General features: G+C 71.1%; 3 protein-coding genes. 2 read left to right on the top strand and 1 reads right to left on the bottom strand.

Annotation, left to right across the window (positions count from 1 at the left end; genetic code table 11):
• Positions 1–36 precede the first annotated feature (36 nt).
• A complete protein-coding gene (locus ACWGKQ_RS11025; RefSeq protein WP_453291590.1) occupies positions 37–402 on the top strand; it encodes a hypothetical protein in 366 nt (121 codons plus the stop codon).
• Positions 399–25,685: a WXG100-like domain-containing protein gene (locus ACWGKQ_RS11020; RefSeq protein ID WP_453291589.1), complete on the top strand. Its 25,287-nt coding sequence runs from the start codon at positions 399–401 to the stop codon at positions 25,683–25,685. The genes ACWGKQ_RS11025 and ACWGKQ_RS11020 overlap by 4 nt, the downstream gene beginning before the upstream one ends.
• Here the strand turns inward: ACWGKQ_RS11020 and ACWGKQ_RS11015 are convergent.
• Positions 25,655–25,849, bottom strand: a complete 195-nt coding sequence (locus ACWGKQ_RS11015) for a hypothetical protein (protein WP_453291588.1) — start codon at positions 25,847–25,849, stop codon at positions 25,655–25,657. The two genes, ACWGKQ_RS11020 and ACWGKQ_RS11015, sit on opposite strands and share 31 nt — an antisense overlap.

Below are 25,849 nucleotides of genomic sequence, written 5' to 3'. Positions count from 1 at the left end.
GTCATATGTGTTTCGCCGAGCGGAGAGGGATTCGGTATGGGTGAGCGATTCGGTGCGGACACCGACGAGATCGGCAAGCAGCTGCCGTATTACGAAGGATTCACGAACGACCTGGGCAAGGCCGCCGGGAATTTCGAGAGCCTGCCGCTGGATCCCGAGATCTGGGGTTCCGACGCCCTCGGCAAGCAGTTCGAGGCACAGTTCGTCCCCGCGCTCCGAAGGCTCACCGACGTCGTGCACGGGGTGCACGGGGTGAGCCTGGAATTCATGGACGGCACCGATGCCATGAACGTGAACCTCGGCAAGATCGGGGACGTCACCACGGAGGCGGCCGAGGGACTGCGGCGCGGCAGCGGTACCCCGGAACACCGCCCGGCGTCGGGATCCGGTCCGCACGAATGAGCCTGAAGATTCCGCCCGAGCTGGACTGGGTGGCCAAGATCGCGGTGGGTCAGGACTTCCCGAAGGGGGACGAGGACCGGCTGCGCGGGCTCGGCGACGCGGTGGACGCCGCCGCACAGCACCTGTCCCGGCTGGTGGGCGTGCTGGACCCGGCGACGGCAGGCGTGCTCGCCGCGGTCGGCGGCCAACTGCACGACGAGTACCAGCAGTACACGCGGAACATGGCGACGGTGCTGCCCAACGTGGCCTCGTCGACCAAGGGACTGGGCGAGCTGGCCCGGGAGACCGCCGTACAGATGGAGTACACGAAGTACTCGCTGCTGCTGCAGATCATCTGGCTGGCGTACGCGCTGACGGAGCTGTTCGCCTGGGGTCTGCCGGAGGCGGCCGGCGCCGTCGTCAAGGGCGTACAGGCGATCTGCCGGCAGATCCTGCTGGCCGCCCTGCGGAACGCGGCGATCGGCACCGCGTTCATGGTGGGCTCGGACGCGGCGGTACAGGTCGTCCAGTTCCTGAAGGGCGACCGCACGCACTGGGACCTGCGCAACACGCTCCAGGCGGCGGAGGGCGGGGCGATCGGCGGCGCGTTCGCCGGCGTCTTCAACGAGGTCGGCCGGCTGGTCGCGCCGAAGTTCGCGGCCTCGCTGGCCGGGCAGCTGACCGCGGGTGCGGCGACCGGGGTGGCCACGACCCTGACGATGGACGGCATCAACGGGTTCGACGGCGCCGGTCTCACCGCCGGCCTGGCCGCCGTCTCCGGCGCGGTAGGCGGACTGTACGGAGGGCGCAAGGCCAAGACCGGGGAGGGCGCGGGGGACATCGAACTCCCGGGCCATTTCGACCTGCCCGACCTGCCCGACCTGCCCGGCGCGGGGGACCTGTCCGTCCCGCCCGCGGACGGCGACGGGGCGGGCGCCGGTTTCGGAGTACCGACGCCCGAGCAGGCCACCGACGGGGCTTGGCTGCGCGGGCAGTGGGAGGGCACCGAGCCGGGTTCCGCGTCTGGTGCCACCGCCGACACACCGGGCACCGCCGCGGCCCACGTGGTCGCCGAAACGCCCGACAGGGCGGGGGCCTTCGCCGAAGGTGTCGCGGAGACCGGGGGCACCACGGCGGGTGCGGGTGCGGGTGCGGGTGCGGGTGCCGGTGCCGGTGAGCGGGTGTCGGCCGTGTCGGCCGGGACCTCGCCGTCGAGCCGTGGGGCGGTGGTCGAGCGGGCCGTCGCGGAGGCTCGGGAGCCGTTCGACACCCACTTCACCACCTGGGCCCGCGCGCTCCCCGACGCCGAAGCGCGGGAGCACCTGCTGACCGAGCCGGGCGCCGCCGTACGCGTGCACCGGGCCGCATGGCAGGCCGTCACCGCGGACATCCGGACGGCGTCGCAGACGTCGCCCGCCGTGCGCGAGGGGTCCACCGGGCAGGCCCGTCAATTGGCCGAACCGGCGGCCGTGCACGGCCTGCTGGACCGCGCGGTGGCCGCCGACATGCGGCAGGTGGCAGCCGGGCGCGCTTTCGAGGACGCCGTACCCACCGCAGGTCACGGCGCGGGGGCCGAGGGTGTCCTGTCGCCGGCCGGGCGGGAGTCGTTGCGCCAGGAGTGGTCGGCGCAGACGCGGGCCGACCACGACGCCGTCTTCGGCCGCCTGAGCGTGGCCGACCGCACCACGCCGGCCGAGGCGGTGCGGCCCACCGCGGACACGGTCCTCACCGGCAGCGGCGGGACGACCGGAGCGGCCACGCACGTGGAGACCGGGACGGCAACGTCCGGCTCGGCCCGGGACGTCACGCCGGAGCATCCGGTCACCGGCACCCATCTCACGGCCGGCGGCCCGGAGCGCACGGCGTCGGCACCGGACCATCGGACCGCCGACGCGGCAGGCCCCGCCACGGCCGGCACGAGGCCCGTCACGGCCGGTACCGAAGCCGGCACGTCCGCCGAGCCCCGCCCGGACGCGCTCGACCTCGGTTCGCGTACGGGCTCCGACCCGGCCACGGTAACGACGGCGGATCCGGGATCGACGGCCGGTTCGGGGCCGCGGGCGGACGCGGGATCGACGGCTGAGACGGCGACGACGGCGCACGCGGCACCGGCATCGGCAGCGGATACGGGGTCGGTGGCACATCCGGCGTCGATGGCGGACGCCGGAGCGACCGTGCACCCGGCAGCGACGGCGGACACGGCACCGACCATGCACCCGGAATCCACCACGCACCCGGAATCCACACCGCCCTCGCCGTCCGGCCCGCACCCGGCGTCCGGTCCGGCGGTCATGGAGCGGCGGCCCGAGGCCGTGTGGCAGGAGCGGGTCGCGGCGCGGGTGACGGAGTTGCCTTCCCGGGTGGACGGCCAGCTCGGCCGGGAGCAGGCCGCACGTGCCGCCGTCGTGGCCGTGCAGAGTCCCGCCGGGGAATCGTGGCACCGGATTCTGCCCGCCCTCGGCTCCCGTTTCACCGACACCTTCGGGTTGCGGGACCACCCTCTGGAGGTAGGCCCGGACAAGGAGTCCGCGGCCGCGGTGTCCCTGACCGGCGCCGTCCAGTCGCACGCTGAGCGCCCCGACGCGCTCACCGCCACGCCGTCCGCCGGTGAGGCGAGCCCCGGCGGAACGTACCTGCGTGAGGCGCAGTACCACGTGGCCAGGGCGGCCGCCCGTGACGCGGCGGTCGGTGGCGCCGTCACCGAGGCCCGGGCCGTCACGAGGGAGAACGACGGCATTCCGCCCGCCCTGGCCCAGCGCAGCATCGACGCGCATCGCACGCGCGTGGCTGACCTGTTCGACACCGTCGTCCCCGGCCGCTCCCCGCTCGCGGACACCACCGCGTCGGAACCGGGCAGGGCGGACACCGCGGACACCTCCCCGGGTACCGGTGCACTGGACGGGGCCACCGTCTCCTGGCTCACCCGGCGCGCCGACCTCACCGCCCGGCTCCGCGCCGATCTGGACGCAGGGCGAAGCGGCCGCGAAGAGACGGCGGCCGCTACCCCGCCGCACGACCCGGGAGGCACACCACCCGCCCCGGGCAGCCGGACCACGGACGTGGCGGGTCCCGGAAACCGTCCGCCCAGGCCCACGTCCGGAGAACTGCCCGGCTTCACCACCAGGTTCACGGCCCCGCCGGACCACGACCGGGCCCCGGCCATCCACCCGTCCACGGACGCGACCCCACCGGTGCCGACGGCAGGCATCGCCCACGCCACGGCGCGCGACACGTACTGGCGGGGATTCCGGGCGGAACGTGACAGTGAGCTGAACACGCGGCTCGACCTGGAGGCCGGGTTCGAACGGGTCTCGAAGGACCTCCCCGGCGAAGTGGGCCGGGCCGTCGAGCGGTACACGGCGGCGGACCTGTTCGCCGGCCGCCATCTGGAGACCGTGCGGACCGAGGACGGACATCCGGCGGCCTCCGGTACTCCGCTCACGGTCGTCGAGGAGTCGTACCGGGAGCAACTGCACGACGCCTACCTGCTGCTCGCGAAGGAGGCGGGCGGCGGCGTGGTGTCCCAGGCGCGGTGGCAGGCGGTGCACGGCGCGCTGCGCGAGCAGGCACCCGTGCACGCCGAGCGGATCGCGACCCGCCGGCGCGCCCTGGACCTGTTCGCGGGGGAGTTCGACGGGGCGGTGCGGGACTTCCGCCGGCAGGACGTGTTCGGCGGACGGTACCTTCCCGAAGGCGGCGACGACGTGGCCGGCGCCCTGCACCGTGACCCGGCCGCCCTGGCCGACCGGCTGCGGCATCCGCTACCGGACGACGTGCCCGCCACCCTGGCCGATGTCCGGCTACGGGCCATGCTCGGCCACGCCCGCGCCGTGGACACGGCGTTCACCGAACGGATCCGCCAGGAGACCGCGAGGGCGGTGGACACCGCGCTCGGCAGGAGCGGCTCCGGCGGGGCGGAGACGGGCTCGCCGGCGGCCGGGCGGAGCAGGGCGGCCGACCCCTTCGCCGACGACAGCGTGCGGGAACTGCGTACGACTCTCGACCGGCAGGTGCGGGAACTGAGCGAGCGCGAGCGGTCGGCGGGCGGTGCCCTGAGCGTCCTGGACCGCGAACTGGCGGTGCCGGAGGACGACCTGCGGGGCCAGTACGCACTGCAGGAGGCGCGCGACTGGGCCCGCGAGTCGTTCGGCAATGACCTGCGGTCGGCGTTCGCGCGCATCCACGCCGACCCGGACGGGCCGGCGGGGGACCCTGCCGCGGCCTGGGAGAGGCATGTCGAGCAGGCCACCACGGAGGAGGCGATCGCCGCGCGGCTGGCGTACGCCGAGTACCGCCACCTCCGGATGGCCGAGGCGGAGCGCGCCTTCGAGCAGGCCCACACCGACTTCCAGCGCTCCCACACCCTCACCCCGCTCAGCGAGACCCAGCGCGACCGGGTCCACGAGGAGTGGACGAAGGCCGCGGAACAGGCCGTCGAGGACCACTGGTTCGGCCACCTCGGCCGCCCCGACTTCCGCAGCCCCGCCCCCGGCGAGGACGGCCTCCGGGCCCCCGGGCCCCGGCCCTTCGACGACGCCCTGCCCAGGCTGCGGGACACGCTCCCGGCCAGGTTCACGCACGAGACGGACCTGGAACACGTACTCTCCGACGCCGGCAAGGACTTCCACACCCTCGTCGGCCACCCCGACAGCCGCTTCAGCCACCGGCACTCCGTCCGGGACACCACCCTCGACAGCCTCGGCAAGGCCTTCCGCGGGGAGACCGTCGCCGCGTACGACAGGGCCTGGTCGCCGGCGGCCCACGACATCACCGCCTGGCTCGCCCACGAGGCCCGCCACGAGAACCTCTTCGAAGAGACCCTGACCGCCCACGCGGCCACCCCCCTCGCCCCCCGCGAACCTGACGTGCCGCCCGCCCCGGCACCCCACCCGGCTGGGGAAAGCGGTACGGCCCGGCCCGCCGACGGACACACCGACGCCGCCGCGGACGCCACGGCGGGCGGCGTGGGCAGGCTCGGGGAGGGCAGCGAGGGCATCACCGTGACCGAGGGCGCAAAGTCCGCCGACGGGGCGGGGCCGAGCAGGCCGGAAACCGCCGCGCTGTCCGACGGCACCGACGAGCGAACGCCGCCGCCACCGCAGCCTGCCACGGCGCCGCAGACCGCGGCGGAACGCTCGGCGGGCCATGCGGCCGTCGCGGAACCATCGACTGGAGCCGACGCCCCCGCCGGACCCGTGCGGGATTCCACGCCGGACACAGCCGCCCCGGGGGAGCACGTCCTGGCGGACGCCCCCGCCCCCGCCACCCACCACCCGGCGCCCGCCCCTCGCGCCGCCGAGCGCCCCGGGCACACCGACACCCTGTCCATGGGCGGCGAGGAGCTGCTTCAGCTCCGGAGCGAGCCGAGTGGGGTTCCGGCACCCCTGCAGCACGCACAGCCGCGCCGGCTCTTCCACGAAGGTCCGCGGTTCGACGCCAGGAGCACCGAACCGCACGACGGGACCCCGCTGCACGAGCTCAAGGTCAGGATCGCGTTCTCCGACCGCACGACCGCAACGGACGCCGCTACCGCGCTGGAGCGGGTGCGCAACGGCGTCGCCCGCCGGTTCAACAGCGTGGGCCCGTACGCCCACGGCGGACGCCTGCACGTCACCGTGCAGCAGGTGCCCCTGGACCAGAACCCGCACCTGACCGTCGACCTGGCGGGCCCCGGCCAGGCGGCGGACACGCACAGCTGGCCCTCGAACGCCGAACCCCAGTACTACGCCGACCGCCTGGGCGTCCACATCGGGCTGATGAACGACTTCGTCCTCGACCCGGCGGAGACCGCGGCGTCACCCACCGCCTCCCAAGTGGTCCCGGTCGCGTGGCCGACCTTCGAGCAGCGGTCGCTCGCGGCCGTGACCGGCCGCCCTTTCCTGGTCGACCACACCGTCACCGACGACGGCAGTCCACTCACCCACGTCGAGCTGATGGTGGAGCTTCCCGACCTCACCCACCAGGCCCCGTCGGTCCGTGACTCCCTGCGTACGTATGTACGTGGAGTCATCGACGACGGTTTCGCCCCCGTCCTTCCGCACCTGGCAGCTGGAGCGGCGACCAGCGCGTCGGTCCACTTCGTGCCCCCCGGCCACGGCGCCCTCATCCACGTCACCACCGACCCGGCCACCGGCAGTTGGCGCGTCAACACCTCCACCCAGGCCCTGTTGCCCCAACTCGCAGCCGCCCTCATCCCGGCGCGGCCCGCCACCGACGCCCTCCCGGAGCTGTCGGACGGCACCACGGACACCGACAGCCGGTCCGGCGTCGCGGACAGGGACGGCGAGGGCACGTTCTTCGTCCCGGACGACGCGCTCGGCGAGCCGGAGACCAGGGTCCGCACCGACGGCGTGTACGGCCTGGAACCCTTCAAATCCCCTGTGCAGGAGGACGGTTCCCAGGCCACGGCCTGGCTGAGGGAGGTGACGGACCACAACCAGGCATGGACGGCGGCTCAGGACACCGACGTGCCCGCGCGGGAGGCGTTCGATCCGGCCTTCACCCCCGACTCGCTCCCCTGGCTCCTCGCCGCGGCGAACACCGAGCTACGACGGCTGAAGTGGCCTGGCGCAGCCCTCGACCTGCCCACCCTGGTCGAGCACCTCAATACGCAATCCACCGCGGAGCGGCTCCACCAGCCCCTTGGCCAGCGCGGCGAGAGGATCGCCTGGACCATCGCCAACCACAACAGGCCCGTGCGTCTGCCGGGAGGCTCAGTCAACAGAGGCCAGTTCAGGGAGGACCTTGTTCGCGGGCCGGGCGCTGCTGTCCCTGCCCCGCGTGGGCAGCGCGCTGTCCGCTCGACCCCGGCCGCCGCCGGGGCGGCGAGCGTCCACGCCACGACGGCGCCCTCGCCGCAGGAGCAAGTCGCGGCAGCGGTCCGGGAGTTGAGTGTCACCATGCGCGTGGACAGGGTGGACGCGATGGGCCCTGATCCGTTCGGCATACGAGCGGTGCCACCGGCACCGGAGTTCCTGCGTCCGGGCGGCCACGCGTACAACTTCGACGAGCTGCAGGCCGAGCAGCGAGCCGCGTTCTTCCGAAGGCTCGACCTCGCGCGACCCCGGCAGCTCTCCGCAGCTGTGCTGTCCCCTCATGCGCTGCCGTCGGACCCGCAGAGCACGACATCCGGCGCGGTCACGGGCCGCGGTTCCGGCTTCGGTGTCAAGCGCCAGAAGATCCCCCACCAGGTGCACAGCATCTGGTTCGGCACGCCACTGCACGACGACGGACCCAACGGCGCACGCACCGACTTCCGGCGCAACATCACCGAAGGCGCGCGCCGCAACCCGGGGTTCGACTTCGTGCTGTGGACGGACGTCAGCCGAGCCGAGGTCACTGTGGTCCAGGCCCGGACGTTCCGTTCCGGCACGGCGACAGACCGGCAGCGCAAGATTGGGGAGATGCTCGACTGGGCACTGGCGACCGACAACATCCGGCTCATCAGCATCGACGAGGTGTTCAACCGTGACACACCGATGGCCCTACAGGTCGAGGTCCTGACCGAACGGGCCCGTGGTGGGAAGTCGTACGCGGTCGCCAGCGACATCGCCCGGGTGGGGATCCTGCACCGTTTCGGCGGCGTTTACACCGACGGTGACAACCTCATCCACGATCTGCGCCGGCTCGTGCAACAAGTCGCCCGACGCCGGGACGGCTTCGCCGTGATGCGCGCCAACATCCCCCGAGATGCCAACGACGCATCAGGGCGGGACACTCGCACCCCGAACAACGCCGCCATCGTCGCGGTCGCCCGAAACGACGCCACCCGCTACTACTTGGACATCCTTGGAGAGAACTATCGGCTGAACCTGCCGCAGTTGTTGCGCCGTGCTTTCCCGAATCTCGACCGGCACGGAGTGACCGACGACGCCATCGGACAGGACAACACCCCTTACAACGGACTGCACCAACCATCGATCGAGGTTGTGCACCGTACCGGCCCCAACAAGCTCACCTTCGCCCGCCTCGCGGAGCGGCTCGGCGTTGTGGGCACCGCGGCGGAGAACCAGAACCTGCCCGGCGATCGTTTCCGGCTCGGCGCTGTCCCGCCCGAAGCAATCACGGTGCAGACGCGGGATAGTTGGAATGCGGGCTACTCCTCCGGATCGGTGACCCCGCATGCAGTGGCCCCGGACCTGCTGACGACAGCGCTGCGCCAGACTGTGGCCGATCTGCACGCCGAAATGAGCAACCGACCGGGTGGACTGCTCCTGCGCCCGGTGAGCCGCAGAGCTGGTGACCTGCCGCCGGCCTACCGGATTCCGTTCTGGACACAGGCCCTTGGACTGTTCCACCGATCACTCGGCGGTGCCACGGCCGGCGTCCGGTGGGTCGCTCGCCAGGACGCCGAGCTGCCGGCCGACGGGTATCAAACCGCTCGCAGGCTCTTCCCGGAAGCGGAATTCATCGGCCGCGTACCGGACGAACTAGTGCAGTCCGTGCAACTGGAGGTCAGCAGGGCCTTGGGGCAGCCCGGCTTGCCAGCCGGCGTGAATGCGGAAGCGATACGCGAATACCTGCGTACACTGCCGCCGCACCTGGTCGCGCAGCCCCTGCAAGCCATCGGCCAATCGTTCGCCCGGACGGTCACCCACAGCCGATCACCCGGTGAACTCACCGTCCAAGCACCGCTGCCCAGCCGCTCTGCCGGCACGAGGCAGCCCAGTCAGCCGCAGAGCCGGTCCTACGGAACCGGCGGACACTACGGTGCGGGGGGTGCCATCGAGCCGTCGACGTACCCGTCCGGAGCCGGGGACGTCCTCCTCGAAACCGCTGCCGGACCATCCGGCCTCCAGACCACACCGCGTGCCGCGGAGAAGACCCGCGCCACGGTCGACGTTCCGACCGATGCGGACCTGGGCGGCACAGAACCACCTGTCACGGACCTGACCGGCATCGATACGGCCGGCATGGACGATGCCGCTCGCGCCGCTCTGACCGAGGCCTCCGGCATCCTCCAGTCCCACGCACACTTCCCCCCCGTCATCGGTGCCGATGACGCTGCCGAACACACACGCGCAGAACAGCGCGTCGCTCTGCTGACCGTCTTCGAGGCCCTGCGGAACGGAGGACGTGCCCAGGCCGAGCAGGCCGCCCGCGGTATCGCGCAGCAAGGCATGCCAGGAGTCACCGAGGTCCCGGAATTGTCGGTCGGCACCCGTGCGTTGCCCCGACCGCCTGTAGGGGCTCCGGGGGTATCGTCCGCCGCGGAATCGGCCGCACAGGGTTCCTCCTCGGCTTCCGGCAGTGGCCAGGCTCTGTCGAAGACGACGCCGTACGACGCGTGGAACGCCTTTGAAGCCGCGAACCCGGACAACGCGAACGCCGTGCTGGCGGCGGCCCAGGAGCGTATCCCGGACGAATGGGGGGACAGCGAGGACGCGATCAAGCGGGCCTACGCCTCGCTGACGCCGAACCAGAAGGCGCAGACGCGGCTGGGCCAGGCCGACTTGCTGGCCAATATCGTCCTCGCGGGCCGGGCCTACGCCGGTCCGCGAGGCGGCGCCGTCGGCATGGAAGCCGAAGCGGTCTGGGTGCGTGTGAACGTGCCCGACAATGCCGACAGCGAACTCCTCGGGGGTTACACACCGGTCGTGAGCGGCCGCGCCTTGGTTGTGGTCCTGGACGGCGTCACCAGGGACCAGGCGTTCCTGGAGGTGGTGAGCAAGCCGCTCGCGGTCCTGGACGGTGACCGTGGCCGACCTACTCCGGAACAGTTCTTCCGTGAGTTCGATGCTCTGCGCAACCTGCTGGTCTCGAACAACGGCCGGACTCTCGGCGAGGCCTTCTCCGGGAGCGATTTCACCTACCCGAGAGAAGTCGCCTCGTTGCCGCTCCGCCATGTCAGGTCGAGGTACGGGGTCGACTTCTACGGAATGCACTTCACCGTGGGGATCCCCGTATCCTCACTCTACGAACTCCTGATCCACGCACGCGAGTCCGCACCGCGACACCTGTTCCGGGTCAGGCAGTACATCGACAACGGACTGATGCTCGGCAACGAGATCGCCGCGCTCTATGCCACGCAGTTCATGCCGGCCCTGTCCGGGCGCCGACTTCCCGCGCACGCGGCGGAACTGCTGGCTGAGCACGACGACATCAGTACGGTACGCGGCTTCCTCGCACTCATGTTCACCCAGGCCGCCGCCGTGGGCTCCTGGTACGCGCTCGCACACCACAGTACGAACAAGAACGTGCCCATGGGGAAGAACCTCACGGCGGTGGCTTCCCGCACCTCACTTGCGGGCATCAGAGGAAGTCTTCCACCGCACCTCCGGCAGTTCCTCCACAGCAACGCCCATCACATCAAGGACCGCATAGGGGCGTACTTCCGGCGTGCTCTCCGCGTGGACCACGAGCACGCAACAGAGTTCCGCCGCTTGACCGACGGTCCCCCGGAAACCCTCTTCCACCTGCCGAGCGTACGTCCGGCAGAGGACAGCCCGAGCATCGGCGAGTACCTGGACGCCGGGCTGCGTGAGGCACCACCGGTCGACGGCACGGACCAGGCCTTCATGCTCGGGATGCACACCGATTTCGACGGGCTGGACGACAACGGGGGCGGTTTGCGGGTACCGCTCGTCCTGGTGGAGATGCGGCACTATGGATCGCTCCTCTCGACGCCCGACGAGGTCCGAAGCTGGTTCGACACGCTTGCGACGACGGAAAGGGCCATGTACGAGGCGTCTGCTCGCCGCCGGCAACAAGCGGTTCCGCAGCGCACGATCGACTGGGTCGGCCGCCTGATGGCCAACGGGCACCCCGTCGCGGCCGCGTTCCGGGATTTCCTCGATGCGGTGGCGACGCTGGAGACAGCCTTCCCCCAGAACGTCAATGACGGCCTCTTCCTGACCGCTGACGACGTCAACGTCATCGCCAGGGGCGTCGGTGCGGCGGCCGGCAGCCCTCATCCGTCCGGGCGACATCAGGCGGCGGCGGAGCAAGCCCGTGGCCGAGTAGGCTCTCTGGCTCGGCGCATCACCGGCTGGTACGCGCGGGCGGATCCGGAACAGCACGAACTGCTGGGGCGGACGGTGGAGCAGACGGTTCAGTTGCTGGACCTGTTCCGAACGACAGCTCCCGCGAACACCGGCGGTCCGAGGCCTGCCACCGGTCCCCGCATGGACAACACCATGGACCAGCTCGCGGCGCGGACAAGTCGGCTTCGACTCGGTGAACCCGGCGACACCACAGCTTCTATGCCCGCACCCTCCGGCACTCCGCGGACCGAAACCCGCCGGGGTGGGACGGGCGGGTACCGCGCAACCGGCAGCGGGACACGCTATTCCGGCGGACCCTACGGTGCGGGGCGTGCGGCCGGGCCGTCGGCGCACCCGCCCGGAGCCGGCCACGTCCTCCCCGAATCCGCTGCCGGACCATCCGGCCTCCAGAGCACACCGCGCTCCGTGGAGAAGGCCCCTGCCACGGTCGACGCCTCGGCCGACGCGGACCTGGCCGATGTGGACCTGGCCAACGCGGACCTCGCCGGCACGGACCTGACCGGCATCGATACGGCCGACATGGACGATGCCGCTCGCGCCGCTCTGACCGAGGCCTCGGGCATTCTCCAGTCCCACGCACACTTCCTCCCCGTCATCGGCACGGACGGCCGTGCCGAACAGTCACGCGTACAACAGCGCGTCGCTCTGCTGACCGTCTTCGAGGCCCTGCGGAACGGAGGACGCGCTCAGGCCGAGCAGGCCGCCCGCGGCATCGCGCAGCAAGGTATGCCAGGAGTCACCGAAGTCCCGGAGCTGTCGGCCGGCACCCGCGCGTTGCCCCGACCGCCTGTACGGGCTCCGGGGGTACCGTCCGCCGCGGAATCGGCCGCCCAGGATTCCTCCTCGGCTTCCGGTAGTGGCCAGGCTCTGTCGAAGACGACGCCGTACGACGCGTGGAACGCCTTTGAAGCCGCGGACCCGGACAACGCGAACGCCGTGTTGGAAGCGGTCCGGGGGCGTATCCCGGATGAATGGGGGGAAAGTGATGACGCGATCAAACGGGCCTTCGCCTCGTTGATGCCGGATCAAAAAGCACGGACGCAGACGGCCCAGGCCGACATGCTGGCCAATATCGTCCTCGCGGGCCGGGCCTACGCCGGTCCGCGAGGCGGCGCCGTCGGAATGGAGGTCGAACACGCATTCCCTCTGCGCGGTTCCACTCCGGGGATTGATTTCGGAGCGGTGCTCGCCGAGCATGTCTCGGGTGCCACCATCAGCCTGGACGGCTGGACATTCTGGCATGGGTCCGACGGGCGGCTGTACCCAACGCGTGTCATGGCGGCACAGGTAGGAGGCCAGCCCCGGGCGGAGAAACTTGGGATTCCCGAGATTGTTCTGCCACCTATGACCGCCCTGCGGCAGGGTGATACCAGAGGATCCGATCTGCAGAGCGGTCTCGAATTCCTGCGCCAGACAAGAGATCTGTTGGAGTCCGCCCGTACGGTACAGGGCGGGATGGACTTTGGTTCCATTTTCCGGCGTGAGCTGGGGTGGACGGTCACGGAGACGGGGCGAGATTTCAGGAGTGTGCCGCCCGCGAACCTGGCTTTTGGTAAGCCGCGCACATTCGGTACCCAATTCACGGTGGGTGTTCCGGTCGGTGGCCTCACCCATATGCTTGATTTTGTTCTCACGAACCTGGGATCCCCTGAACTGGCCCACTTGATGTTTACCGGCCGTGACGTCGCCGACAGTGTCGCCTCGCGGTACGTCGAGCGTGCGCTGGGCCAGCCCGTTCATCCGCGGTTCATTCCCTTTCTCAGGGGGTTGGCCGGCGTGGAAGAACTGCACGGTTATACCTGGCTGCTGTTCAATCACGTGGCTGCGAACCCGGCCCGTTCGCGTTTCTTCCCGGGTGTCGATTACCTGATCAAAAACATGCTTCCGGCCGCATCTCGGACTCCTTTCTGGGTATGGCGCAATACTCTGCCCGATCAGGCTAAATTATTTCTTGAAGATAATGAGGCAAATTTTGTAAGTCTCTTCGCTGGAGGGCTGCGGGCGCTTCTGCGACGCCCGGAACAACAAGGCCCGGACGACACCGCGGGCGTGCTGGACGAGCAGATCGCGCTGCCCCATACGAGCTGGCGGGGAACCAATAGAGAATACCTTGTCGCCGGACTCAGGGGCAGGGTCTCGCAGTTCGACACGGTCAAAATGGTGGACTATCTCGATCTCGATACCAATAACGGCCGTCTGGGTATTCCGCTCGGCCTTGTCGAACTTCGGCGCTTCGGCCCGAAGGGGGGCGCGCTGACCACCGAAGGAACGGTGGAGGCGCTTCACGCGATCGCCCGATCGGCGCAAGACGCGTACGACCGGGCCGAAGGCAGCGGAACGGGAAGGACACTGCGCCCTGAGGATGCCGCGCGCGTACTCACCGATCCGGTGATCAACGCCGTGCAACAGCTGTTCTCCTCCGTCCGAACAGTGAACGTGCCTGGGCCGGGGGCGGGCAGACGCCCACTTCTCACGCTGGACGACCGCGCCCAGATCGCCGACCTCGCGACGGCTCTTGCAACAGGCCACCCTCCGGTGGGGGGGAGCAGCCCGTCTTCGCCACTCCGGGAACGCATTGAGCTGCTGGCCGGGACGCTGCAACAGGCGCTGCGACGGGCGCCGTCCGATCCCGCCGCGCGGCAGCAGTACGAGACCGCGCTGCATGCCGTCCGAGCCGCCGGCACCGCGATCGACGGTGCGATCGTCGGTCGGCGGCAGCACCCTGAGCACCGAGTTGTCCCCCAGGGCGGGAGCCGCCCGCCCGTCGGCCCCCCTGGGGTTGCCCACTCGGTCCATCCCCAGAACGTGGTCGATGCGGTCCACACCGAGGTGAACACCGCACTTCGCCACTGGAACTGGCCGCATGGCGAAGCATCCCGCGACACCGTGATCGCCCACCTCAACAAGTACTCCGCCGACGGCCTGCGACACCGACCGGCCAATCGCATCGGCGCGGAGATCGCCGGCATCATCGCCGGCCGCGGCGAAGCTCCCGGCCTGCGCGCGGGCGCGCGGACAGCCGGCGCCGACATGCTCGGCCCGCCGGATCCGTCAGGCAGTACGGCCGGAACCGCGCGGACAGACACGGCGCCCGCCGTGACACCAGGACCTGTACCCGAGCCGGTGCCACACGTCTCCCGGCCGCAGGCATTCCTGGACTTCCGGTCACCGGACGTCACCATCCATGACCCGGCCGGGCCCGACAACCTGGCCGGGGCCGTGCCACCCGAGGAGGCACGCCCGCCCCAGCCACCACCGTCCACGGACCTCGGAACCGCCCCCACAGCCGCAGCAACGGAGAGTGGCGCAAGGACAACCGACGGGGACACATCGGCGTGGGCAGGCAGCGCCGCGAACACGTCCCGGCCCACCGCCCTTGACCTACGAACCAGTGATGCCGCCCCGCCGGTGGACCGGCTACTCGGCAGCCCTCCTCGAACTGTGACGGATGATCACGGACTGTCAGATCGTCCTGGTCTCGAGGACGTTCCCGGTTCGGAAGTGGAGAACAACGACGGCACCGAGCCCGTGAAACGGCCTCCCTGGTACGCCGACCACGGCATGCTCGGCGTGCACACTCTCCGTGGTGCCGTCGGCTGGTCGCGCGACGAGGCGGGCGGCCATGCCCGCGCGATCGCGGCGGAGCTCGCCGACCGGGACCTGGCGCGGGCCGTCGAACCGCACCTCGCCGAACTGCTCACCGCACAGGGCCCCGCCGCATGGCACTCCCTCCTGGCCGGCGGGCGGATGGTGCCGCTGGACGGACGGGTGGTGTGGCTGCGGCCGGTGCTGCACAACTTCAGGCCGGCCGAGGCGCCGCCCGCGGCGGATCAGGTGCGGGACTACAAGGTGCGGTACGCCGCCACCTTCGTCCAGAACTCCGAGAGCCGGACGACCACCCGGACCGCGGACACGCTGCTGTTCACCGCCCTGAACCTCAAGACGGCGGTGGCATCGGCGTTCGTGGGTACGCCGGTGATCGCCGGGCAGGCGGCACGGATCGCCAACACCAAGGTCAAGCAGGACGTCGTCAGCGGGCGCAAGATATTCGTGGCGGACATCAACGCGTTCGACGCGGATCTCCGGGTGCAGATCTTCGTCGACGGGAAGCGGAGTGACTCGGAGAGCCGGTACTCCGTGCCCCGCGCAATGACCGTGGAGTTCCCGGACGCCTACTCACAGCCCGACGAACCCGTGGTCGCCCTGACCGGGGAGCCACTCGCGACTCCGGCCGACGCGACGGTGTCGGCGAGCTCCCCGCAGGCAGAACGCGGCCCGTTGCCCAGGCCGGCCGGCGAGGTGGTCAACGCCCTCGACACGGGTCCCGTCGTCGCCGCGTTGCAGCGCGCTCTGCGCGCTCAGGACGTGGCCCCGCGGATCACCGCCGAGGTGGTCCGCGAGGCGGCCAAGCTGCTGAACGAGTCCACGCTGCTCAACCGCAGCCGGTGGTCGTTCACCAGCGGTGACCTGAGCAACCCCATCGTCAGGGGCCTCGACCTGCCCGGCCTGGACGGCTTCGACGGCCACTTCCGGCTCCGTACCGACATCGCCGGTCTCCAGCTGATCGGCTTCGCCCCGGCCAGGACCCGGCAGGACCTCGGAGTCGGCCTCGGCCGGCTCGACGGGCACGGCGGCAAGAGCGCGATCACCTACAGCGTGCTCGCCAACGTCAGCGGACTGAACGTGCCGACCCTGTCCGAACGGGTGCGCGCCTTCGCGCCGTTGGCGGGTCTCGGCCTCGGCACGGGGCGGAAGTGGGGGCATACGCTCACCTCGCAGCCCCTCTCCCACGCCATCCTCAACACCGACACGATGCAGGCCCGCTACCGCGCGCGGGTGCGGGTCTCCCTGGAGTGGACGAGCCGTAGCCACCCGCGGCTGAGCACGGTCGACGCGGTCACCGACGCGGACATCAGCGTGCCGTGGCGCGACGGCGCGGGCGCCCGGGAGTTCGAGGAGCACGTCCTCGGCGAGGTACGCAGCCCCGCCCTGCGGGACGCGGGACCGGTCGTGGAGCGCGGCCCGGTCGCCGCGCAGCCGTATGTGCGGGCGCTGCTCCGGGAGGCGGGGATCGCCCCCCGGCGCACCGAGGTACGCCCCGCACGTCTGGACGCCCCGGCCGCGGAACTGGTGGACCGGGCCAGGAGGCTGCCGACCGCCGAACCGCCGGCACTGGCCCGGCGTCGCGGCCTCGGCTACGCGGTGGCCGCCGCCCTGCCCGGCGCCGCGCTGGTCGAGGAGCACTTCCGGTCGGCGGTGCGGGACGTGGCCGGCCGGGACCGCGGCGTCCCCTGGGCTCTCGTCGACCGCCAGCTGTCGTCGTACTTCGGCCAGCCTGCGCTGGAGGGCGAACTGCACAACCTGCTGGCCGGAGTTACGCACACGATCCGCGTAGGCGACCACCGGCTGAGGCTGTCCGTCCGGGCCCATCTGCTCGGTCACCGGGGCACGGCGTCCTACCCGATGACCGTCAACAACCGGGCGGCCGTCGGCGAGACGCTGGCCACGCACGCCGACACCGCACGCACGGTCTCCGGCGGCCTCGGCACGGCCGTACGGTTCAAGGTCAGCTCCGCGGTGCGGCTCCAGCTCGGCGCGCTGCGCTTCCGGCTCCGTGCCGACCTGGGCCGTGCCGAGGGCTTCACGGACGTCGCCAAGAGCTACCGGCGCATGGAGAACGTCGACAACGTCGACGAGCACCGCTACGACGTCGTCTACGAGTTGTCCCTCGTACCCGAGAACCGGTCGCGGGAAGCCGCGCGTTGGTGGATCGACGAGCCGGGACTGCTGGCGCAGATCGTGGTTCCGCAGGAACACGTCCCCAGAGAGCATCCCGCGCGCGAGGAACTGCTGGGCGCCGGCGACGTCTCGTTCCTGAGGCGCTGGCCGGGCGAGCAGGAGGCCCGGTTCGACCTCGGCCGGGGATCCGCGGGCCTGTACCCGGCGTTCCTGCACAGCCCCTCCCTCGACGCCCTGGCCGCAGACCTGTTCTCCCGGGTGCACGGGCTGCCGCGCAGCCGTCCCGGACGGGAACAGCTGCTGCCCGAGGCCCTGTCGGCGGCGACCCGGCCCGGCGACCTGGCGGCGTACTTCGGCCAGCTCGCCGAACCGACCGGCCGGGTCGTGCCGTTGCCGGACCTGAACGGCTGGCACTCGACCATGAAGCTGCGGCTGCGCGGCTACCGGCCCCGCCACGCTCCGGAGCCGGCCGGTGCCGGTCCCACCGAGATCGAGCAGTACGCGCAGGCGGCCTCCCGGCACACCGAGCGGCGCAGCCTCGGAGTTGCGCTGAGCTTCCAGGCCGGGCTCGGGCCGCAGATCCGGTTCGGTTCCGACCTCGGCAACGACGCCGAACTCGCCGACGCCCACGGCGAGGAGCACCTCGACGCCCGCCGCCCCGGCGGGCGGGTCGTCGCGTCCGCGCACGCGGAGGTCGGCTGGCAGCCGTACAGCAGGGCACGCGAGCGGGACCGGGGCGCGATCGAGGTCACCCGGGCGACCTACGCCGACTCGGTGGCCTTCCGGGCGGACGCCGTCTACGAGGTGACGGTGACCCGGTGGAAGCCGGGGCGGGACCCGCAGACACTGACCCGGTACCTGCGGGTCACCGACGGGATGGACCTGCTGGCCCCGCCGCGCCGGGTCGAGGACATCCTGCCCGCGGCGGCTTCCGGACCGGCTACCGCAGCGCACCCCCCGGCCGAGGACACCGCCGTCGCCGGGCCCGGTCCCGCCGGCGGGGTCACGCGAGGCTACCTCGGCGGCCGGCTCATGCCCGCCGCGTCCCATCCGGAGCTGCTCGACGCGGACTCCGTCCTGCCGTACATCGTCGACCGCCTCGGCGACCGGGGTGTGCTGCGGGCCGGCGCGGCCGACAAGGGGACCTCGCTGTGGCGTTCCCTCCAGGCGGCGTTCCGCTCCGAGTCGCTCGCGACGCAGTGGCCGGCGCTCACCGACGGCGGAGTGCAACGCTGGTTCCCCGTCGACGCCGCGGAGTCGTCCGTACTCTCGGGTTTCGCCGGCACCAGCCACTACCTGTGGGTCAACGTCGAGGTGACGGACCTGGCGGCCGCCCACGCCCACCGCCACCGCGACGGGGTCAGGCTCACCCTGCGCGGCGAGTCCGTCACCGACGAGACGAACGTCCGGGGCCGGGGCACCTCCCACGGATTCGGTGTGGAGATCGAGGCACGCGGGGGCGAGCGGGTCCTGGAGAACGACCAGCAGGCCTACGGAGCCCTGGGTTTCACCGCAGGGCTGGCCGGCCGGGACATCCGCACGGTCACGGCCGTACAGAAGGACGTCGACATCTACCGGGCGGACACCCGGGACGACTCGGAGGAGTTCACCCACCGGCTGGGGTTCCGGGTGCGGATGGGCGTCACCACACAGATGCCGGAGATCCTGAGCTCCGTCGGCCGGACACTGGTGGGCGCCGCCGGACTGGTGGCGCGTCCGTTCGGCGCCCGGCACCTGGTGGAGAACGCCTGGTACCGCCACCAGCCGTGGAGCTGGGAGCACAGCAGTGCCGGCATCCCGCTCGGCGGCGAGGTACGGCTGCTGGTCCCGTCCCATCTGACGGTCGCCGTGGACGGGACCACCGTCGGACCTCCGCTCGTCCGGACGCCCGCCGAGGCCCCGCGCTGGAGCGGCCGCGACGACAGGACGGCCCGGCACGGCCTGACGCCCCGCCAGGTCGCGGACCTCCTCGAGGAACTCCACCCCTGGGACGTGCCGGCCACCCGGGCCGTGCGCGAGTGGGCCAAGGTGGTCGGCACACCGAGCCGGAAACTCCCCGACCTGGCAGCCGTCCGCACGCGTGACGTCCCGGCTGTCGGCCTCCTCACCCGGCACGGGCTCCGCTACCACCACGAGACCGCCAGGTCCGCCGTCCGCGCCCGGATCTCGCACCTCCTCGCCCACGACTACCAGGTCGACGTGGCGGGCCGGACGGTCACCGTCGGATTCGAGCCGACCTCCGCGCAGCGGCTGCACCCCGACCACCAGGACGTGCCCTTCAAGGCCCGCCGCTACCAGCCGGGCAACGACAGCGAGCACGTCGGAGTCGAACGGGACGGGGGCGCGTACGCCGGCCTCATTCCCGAAGGCGGGGGCAGCGGGGGCGGCGACACCGCCCTGATGGGGCGGGCGATCTACGAAGCCGGCGTGGAGCGGGGCAACGGGATCGACGGCGGCGTCTCGGAGACGCTGGAGCACAACCGTGCCGGCACCCGGTCCTACGCCTACTACCGCTTCGACGTCGACGTCGTCATGCGCGGCCCGGACGGGCGGGAACTGCGCGTGCACGTGCCGGACGGCCTGACGGGAATGCTTCCGGTCACGGGCGGCGGCCCGGAAGCCTCAGTCGCGGCGTACCTGGACCGCCTGTTCGTCCCCGAAGGCGGAGACGACGCGGTCGGCGGGCTGCACCGCGACCTGGCCGCCTCCGACGCCCGGGACACGCAGCGGCTGGAGCCAGTGCCCGGTGGACCGCAGTCGCAGTCCGTGCCGGGCGAGAAGGCTCGCCCGCCGCAGGCCGAGCCGGACGCCGGGCCGCAGCGACTGTCCACTGCCGGGCCCACGACAGACCGTCAGCAGACATCGGCGGAGCAGGCGCGGGGACCCGCTCAGGGAGAAGTACCCGTTCTCGAGCCGGTCGCCGACGGCCGTGCGGAGGCTCCCCGCCCTCTCGCGGAGAGCAGCGCGCCCACGCGCCTCGTGAAGCGGTTCGACCGGCTCGTGGAGTCCCTGGTCCAGGACCACAGGGCATGGACCGCGGCCGAACCCGGCGAACGACCCGACGTGATACGAGAAGCGGTGCGGAAGTACCGCGACCGCGAGGGTGCCGCCGAGGTTCTGGTCGGCCACGACACCGAGACCGTGCTCCGGCGCCAACGGCGTGCCCTCGGCCAGCTCACGGAGGCGGGGCGGCTGCGGTCCGCCCACGAGGCCGCCGCCCGCGAGAGCGCCGACGGCACCACCGGCCGTCCTACGCCGGGGGCCGGGATCGTGCGGGAGCGCCACAACGGTCTGCTCGAACGTCTGCACGCCGCCTACGCCGCCCATGCCGCTCTCAGCACCACAGCGGACAGCCCGCGGACCACCGGCCAGGACGCGACGCCGACCGCGACGAACCCGGCAGAGGACATCGTCACTGTGTCGAGGACGACGCCCTACGACGCCTGGAACGCCTTCGCAACAGCAGAACCGGACCATGCGGCCGACGTGCTGCAAGCAGCCATGAGACGCATCCCCGAAGAATGGGGGGACAGCGAAGACACGATCAAGCGGGCCTATGCCTCACTGACGCCGCGTCACAGAGCCCAGGACCGCCGGGCCCAGGCCGAGGCGCTCGCCAACATCGCCCTCGCAGGCAACCCCTCCGCCGGCCCACAAGGCGGCGCCATAGGCCTCGAAGTCGAACTGCGGCACCCGCTGGTCATCGACGCCGGGCCCAGGCTCACCTACGGCACCCGGCTCGCCCTGCACGAGTCGGGCACCGAGATCCAACTGGACCACCGCCGCTTCTTCCGTGCCGGTGACGGAAGACTGTACGCATCGGAGACCAGCGCGCCGGATGCGGTCCGAGGCAGCCTTCAACGCCTGCAGTACAGCATTCCCGAGGTCATCCTGCCGCCGATGACCACGCTCCCGCAAGGGGATGCCAGGAGCCTCGACCACCGGCAGGCCATCGCCATTCTGCGACAGACCCGGGCGCTGCTGCGGCGCGCCGAGGATCCCGCCGTCCAGGACAGGAGCCTTGCGTCCCTGCTGCACGGCCACGGCGGGTGGAGCGTCACTCCCCAGGGCGCACGCGCGGGACTGGTGCCGCTCGCCGACGGAGCGACCGGCCCGGCCTACACCCAGATCACGGTGGGAGTGCCTGCCGGCGGCCTTACACACCTGCTTGAACTGACCTACAACAACCAGTGGGACCCGCCCGTGCAGGCGATCATGGTCGAAGGCTTCACCTTCGCCGACCAGGTCGCCGTGCTCTACGCATCAGTCCGCCTCCAACAAGACATCCCGATCCACCTCCTGCCGTTCTTCCGGGACCTGGCCGGCGTGGACGACGTGCACGGCTACGCATGGCTGCTGTTCAACCACGTCGCGGTCAACCCCTACCTGACCCGGTTCCACCCCACGGCAATGCCCAAGCACCTGCTCTCGGCGGCATCACGGAACTCCTTCTCGACCTGGCGCCAGACCCTGCCGCTGCCCGTGACGGACTTCATGGTCGACTACGAGCAGGACATCACGGACGCATTCCTCGAATCACTCAGTAATCTCCTGGGACCGGGGGCAGGCCTGCTTGAGGACATGAACGACGTCCTGGAGGAACCCACCATGAGCAGGCAGATCCGCAACCTCGACTACCTTCGGGCCGGCCTCGTCGGACGACGGCTGAGGGGAGCGGACGTCACGCAATTCGCCGCCGTGGGCATGGACGACCGCAGGTTCCCCGAACTGGACACCAACAACGGGCAGTTGCGCGTGCCGCTCGGCCTGATAGAACTCCGCCGATTCGGCGAAGGCTCAGGAGTCCTGACCGAGAGCCAGACCTCGACAGTACTCGGCCGGATCACCGAGACCGCACAATACGCACACGCCCGGGCCCATCACCTCAGGTCCGGAGGGACCCTGCACCCGCGGACCGCCGTCCGGATACTCGCCGACCCGGTGATCGACGCTCTGGGAAGACTGCTCGAATCGGCCCAGGCACTGATGGTCCCCACACCGGGACCCATGAGGCAACCGCTCGTCGGCCCGGTGGACCGCGACCGTCTCGTCGGGCAGGCAGTGGCCCTCGCCACCAACAACGACGCGACCGCACACCGGCCCCTGACCGCAGCCCTCCGTGCCGGCCTCACGGGCCTGACCGACGACATCAGGCGACACCTGAACCAGCCCCCCACCCACGCACCCTCCCAGCACGAGTCCTACGCGGCCGCGCTGGACGCAGCCCAGGCCACCGTCGCAGCCCTCGACCATGCAGCCCGTGAACCGCTCCGGACCGCCCCGACATCTTCAACAGGCCCTGCAGGCCACTCGATCCACCCCCCGGACCTGGTCCGCGCAGTCCTCACCGAAGTGAACGCCGAACTGAGCCGACACGGCCGGCCCCACGGCGCCGTGCACAGGGACACCGTCGTCACCCATCTCAACGGCTACTCCTCCGACGACCTTCGGTACAGGTCGATCGGACAGGTCGCCGGAGAGATCGCGACCGCCATCAGGAACCGCGGCGAAAGGGCCGGCCTGTCCGCCGGCACACCCACCGCCCGCACCACGGATCCCGGACAGGAGCCCGCCACAGCGGCAGGCCCGTCCACCCAGGCCCGACCCGCCCCGACACCGGAGGCGTCGGCGACGGAAAGCCGGTCCGGAACCGACCCGGCCACACACACGGCCTCATCCCGGCATTCCCAGCCACCACTCCGGCAGGGAGAAGTACGGCATCAGGCCCCGGCGGCCGAAGCCCGCATGGCTGCACCCGGTGCTCTCAGGCGAACTGCGGACCTGCCGCGGGAGCTGCTGTTCGCCGTGGACGAGGAACTGCGCCAGTGGGGCCTGGGAGCGGACGCTCTCGACCCGGCCCTCATACCGGCGGTGCACGACTCGCTGTCGGCGCAGGAGCGCAGTCGTCCGCCGCACCAGGTGGGAGCCGAGATCGGCGCGCGTATCTCGGTCGTCCATTCGTCCCTCCCGCGATGGCACGAGGGCATGCCCCACATGACGACCCTCACCAACCGCATCCGGACCGTCCTGGGCACGACAGGTCCCGATCTCGCCGACGGGCTGGAGCAGGCGGATGTCCGCCGCCTGCTCGCCTCCCTTCCTCCGGCCGAATGGACCCGTCCCGAGGAGGACCTGGCCGAGCACCTGGCCGGCCTGCTGCGACCCGCCCACCGCGCGGACTTCCCGCGGGTGCGGGACGGATCAGGGACGGACGGTGCCGACCACGCCGTCGTCGACGGCGATGACGGCGATGAGGATGTGCCGGTGCCGGATTTCCTGGCGGACTGGGCGCAGGCCCGCCAGTATCGGCCGGAGTGGGTGCGCTCGGCGTTCGGCCTGACATCGGGCCTCGTGCACAGCGCGCTCGACTACCGGCCGAGCATCGGGCGGGAGCCGGAGAACACGACATACCGCGAGGGGCTTCGCCGTGTGATCGCCGCGGTGACCGAGGCGCGTTGGGAGGAGGCACCGGTTCCGGGCACGAAAGGCAAGCAACCCGACAACGGCCCTACGCCGGAACGGGACACGCTGCTGGTCACGCGGTTGCGGGAGGTGATGGAGGCCCTCGGGAATCTCGATCTCGCCGAGGCCCGGCAGGCGGCAGAGCCCGGCGTGGACCACAGCCGGCGGATCGCCGACACGGAGTTCATGCTCGACGGGGCACAGCACCGGGCACGAGAGGTCATTCCCCACCTGGACACCGCTGACCTGAAGCGGATCCATGACCACCAGGAAGCGCTCCGGCCCACGGCGAGGAATGCCCCCGCCCTGTCCTGGCCGGATACGCGGGTGCCGGGTGGAACGCCCCAGCAGGGTGGTGGGAAGTCCCGTTCTTCTGCGTCGAGGTCGTCACGCGTCAACCGGCGGGATGCTCCGGAGCCCCGGCAGCCGGATCCACGGGGAATCGCCAGGCCCGCACCGGGTTTGGAGGAGTTCGGCAAGAACCTGCACAGAACTCTTGCCGAGGCCGGCCGGAACGGCCTCCCCGAAGAGGCCGAGGACGCGGTCGGCCGACTCATCGGCCGCCACCTCGGCAGCGTCCGCCCGACGGATCGGGCGACGGTGGTCTTCGAGTTGCGCCGGATGATCGACACGCTTTCATCGCAGTATCCGGACACGGTGGTCAATGCCGCACATCGCGCCCTGAACACGCACGACCCGGACCGGCCGGCACTCGCCGTGCCCGGGGCGCGTTACCTGGGTGTGAACGAGGTCCCCCGAGGGCCGGGGCAGGGCCTCATCAACCGTGATGTCCCCGCTGTCGTCATCATCGAGTATCAGCCGTATGTGCCCATCTACATGGCGGTGTTCGGCGACCAGACGCACAACCGGATCCCGTCGTACAAGGACATCGGGCAGGACGAGGACGGCATCATCCAGATCCACACGGGTACGTCGGGTATCGGCGACGTGACGCTGTGGCTGAGCATCGGCCAGGCCCTGCGCCAGCTCAAGTGGGTGGAGAAGTACGCCCGCCAGGCACCTGGGGCCGACGATCCCCTGATCCGTTCGTTCCTGGTGCCCTTGAGAGTCGCCAACGGCATCTCGCGGGATGCGGTGACGGAGATCGGCACCGCGGGGAAGCCGTTCGACCTGAACGCCGACAAACATTTCGCGTCGAACCAGTTCGGCATCAACAAGCCTGAATCCCTGGAGCAGTTGCGAGCCAACGCGCTGCCGGGCTCGCTGCGTACCTACACCGACAAGGAGACCGAAGGGCGCCCGTCCACCTGGGGGGATGTCCGGTCCACCGACGAACTGCGGGACAAACTCGGTGTGCCGAGGGTCGTCCTCCAGGGGTTCACGGTCTTCACCGACGACAACGGCGACTTCCTCAACCAGAGGGATTACCGGGCCAGGACTGCCATCCTGCGGAACGTGGTGGCCGCGCACCGGCGGAACCCGACGCTGCTGGAGCCGGGCGAGACGTTGCAAGGGCCGGCCTTGGTGGAGAGTTTCTTCAGGAGTCACGCGCCGCGCGAACTGCGGGAGATCAGAGTCTCCAGCACGGCGCAGCGGCGGGCCGTGCTCGAAAGGTTCGTCGACGACTACGTCGCCCCCTGGGCCAACCACGCACGAATCGCGGAGGAGATCTCCGACGTCTACGAGAATCTGACCGAGAAGGGTGCCCCTCCTCAGCCGGCTGAGTACAGCTTGAGTGAACACAGGCCCTGGCTGCGCGGAGAGCGCCGTGGTGCGCGGGTGACGCAGCTGGAGAACCGGCGGCACCTGCTGCAGATCCGAGCGCGGATACGGTCCGGCTTCGGACTGCCGGAGAACATCGGCAGGGCTTACCGGGTGGCCGGACCCGGCAGGGGCGGAGGCAACGTGTTCCGCCGGCTCGACAAGGCGGTCGTGGATGTCCTGAACGACTACGAGTTCAAGATCGGCGACAGCAGGACCCTGGTCGAAAAGATCAACTTCTATCGCGAGACAGCGGGACGCCTCCGCGCGGAGTTGGAGTCGGCGTACCCGGCCGGTCCCCCCACGGGGCGACCGGACCCCATCACGGCTCTGCTGGCCGGCCTGCGTCAGGCCGAGACGGCAGGCTTCTCCGCGTGACGCCCCACGCCGGTGCAGTGCCCGCGTGCACCGGGCGCCATGCCGTCGTCCCGGCCGTCGATGGGCCAGGGCTGTCCGGCATGCTGCCGGACAGCCTCCGCGGGATTGCCGGCGGCCTGCTGCGCCCGCTCGACGATCTCGGCGATGACGCCGAAGGGCTGCAC

The organism is Streptomyces sp. NPDC054770, from assembly GCF_053611985.1.
This window is presented reverse-complemented; position numbering and strand designations above follow the sequence as displayed.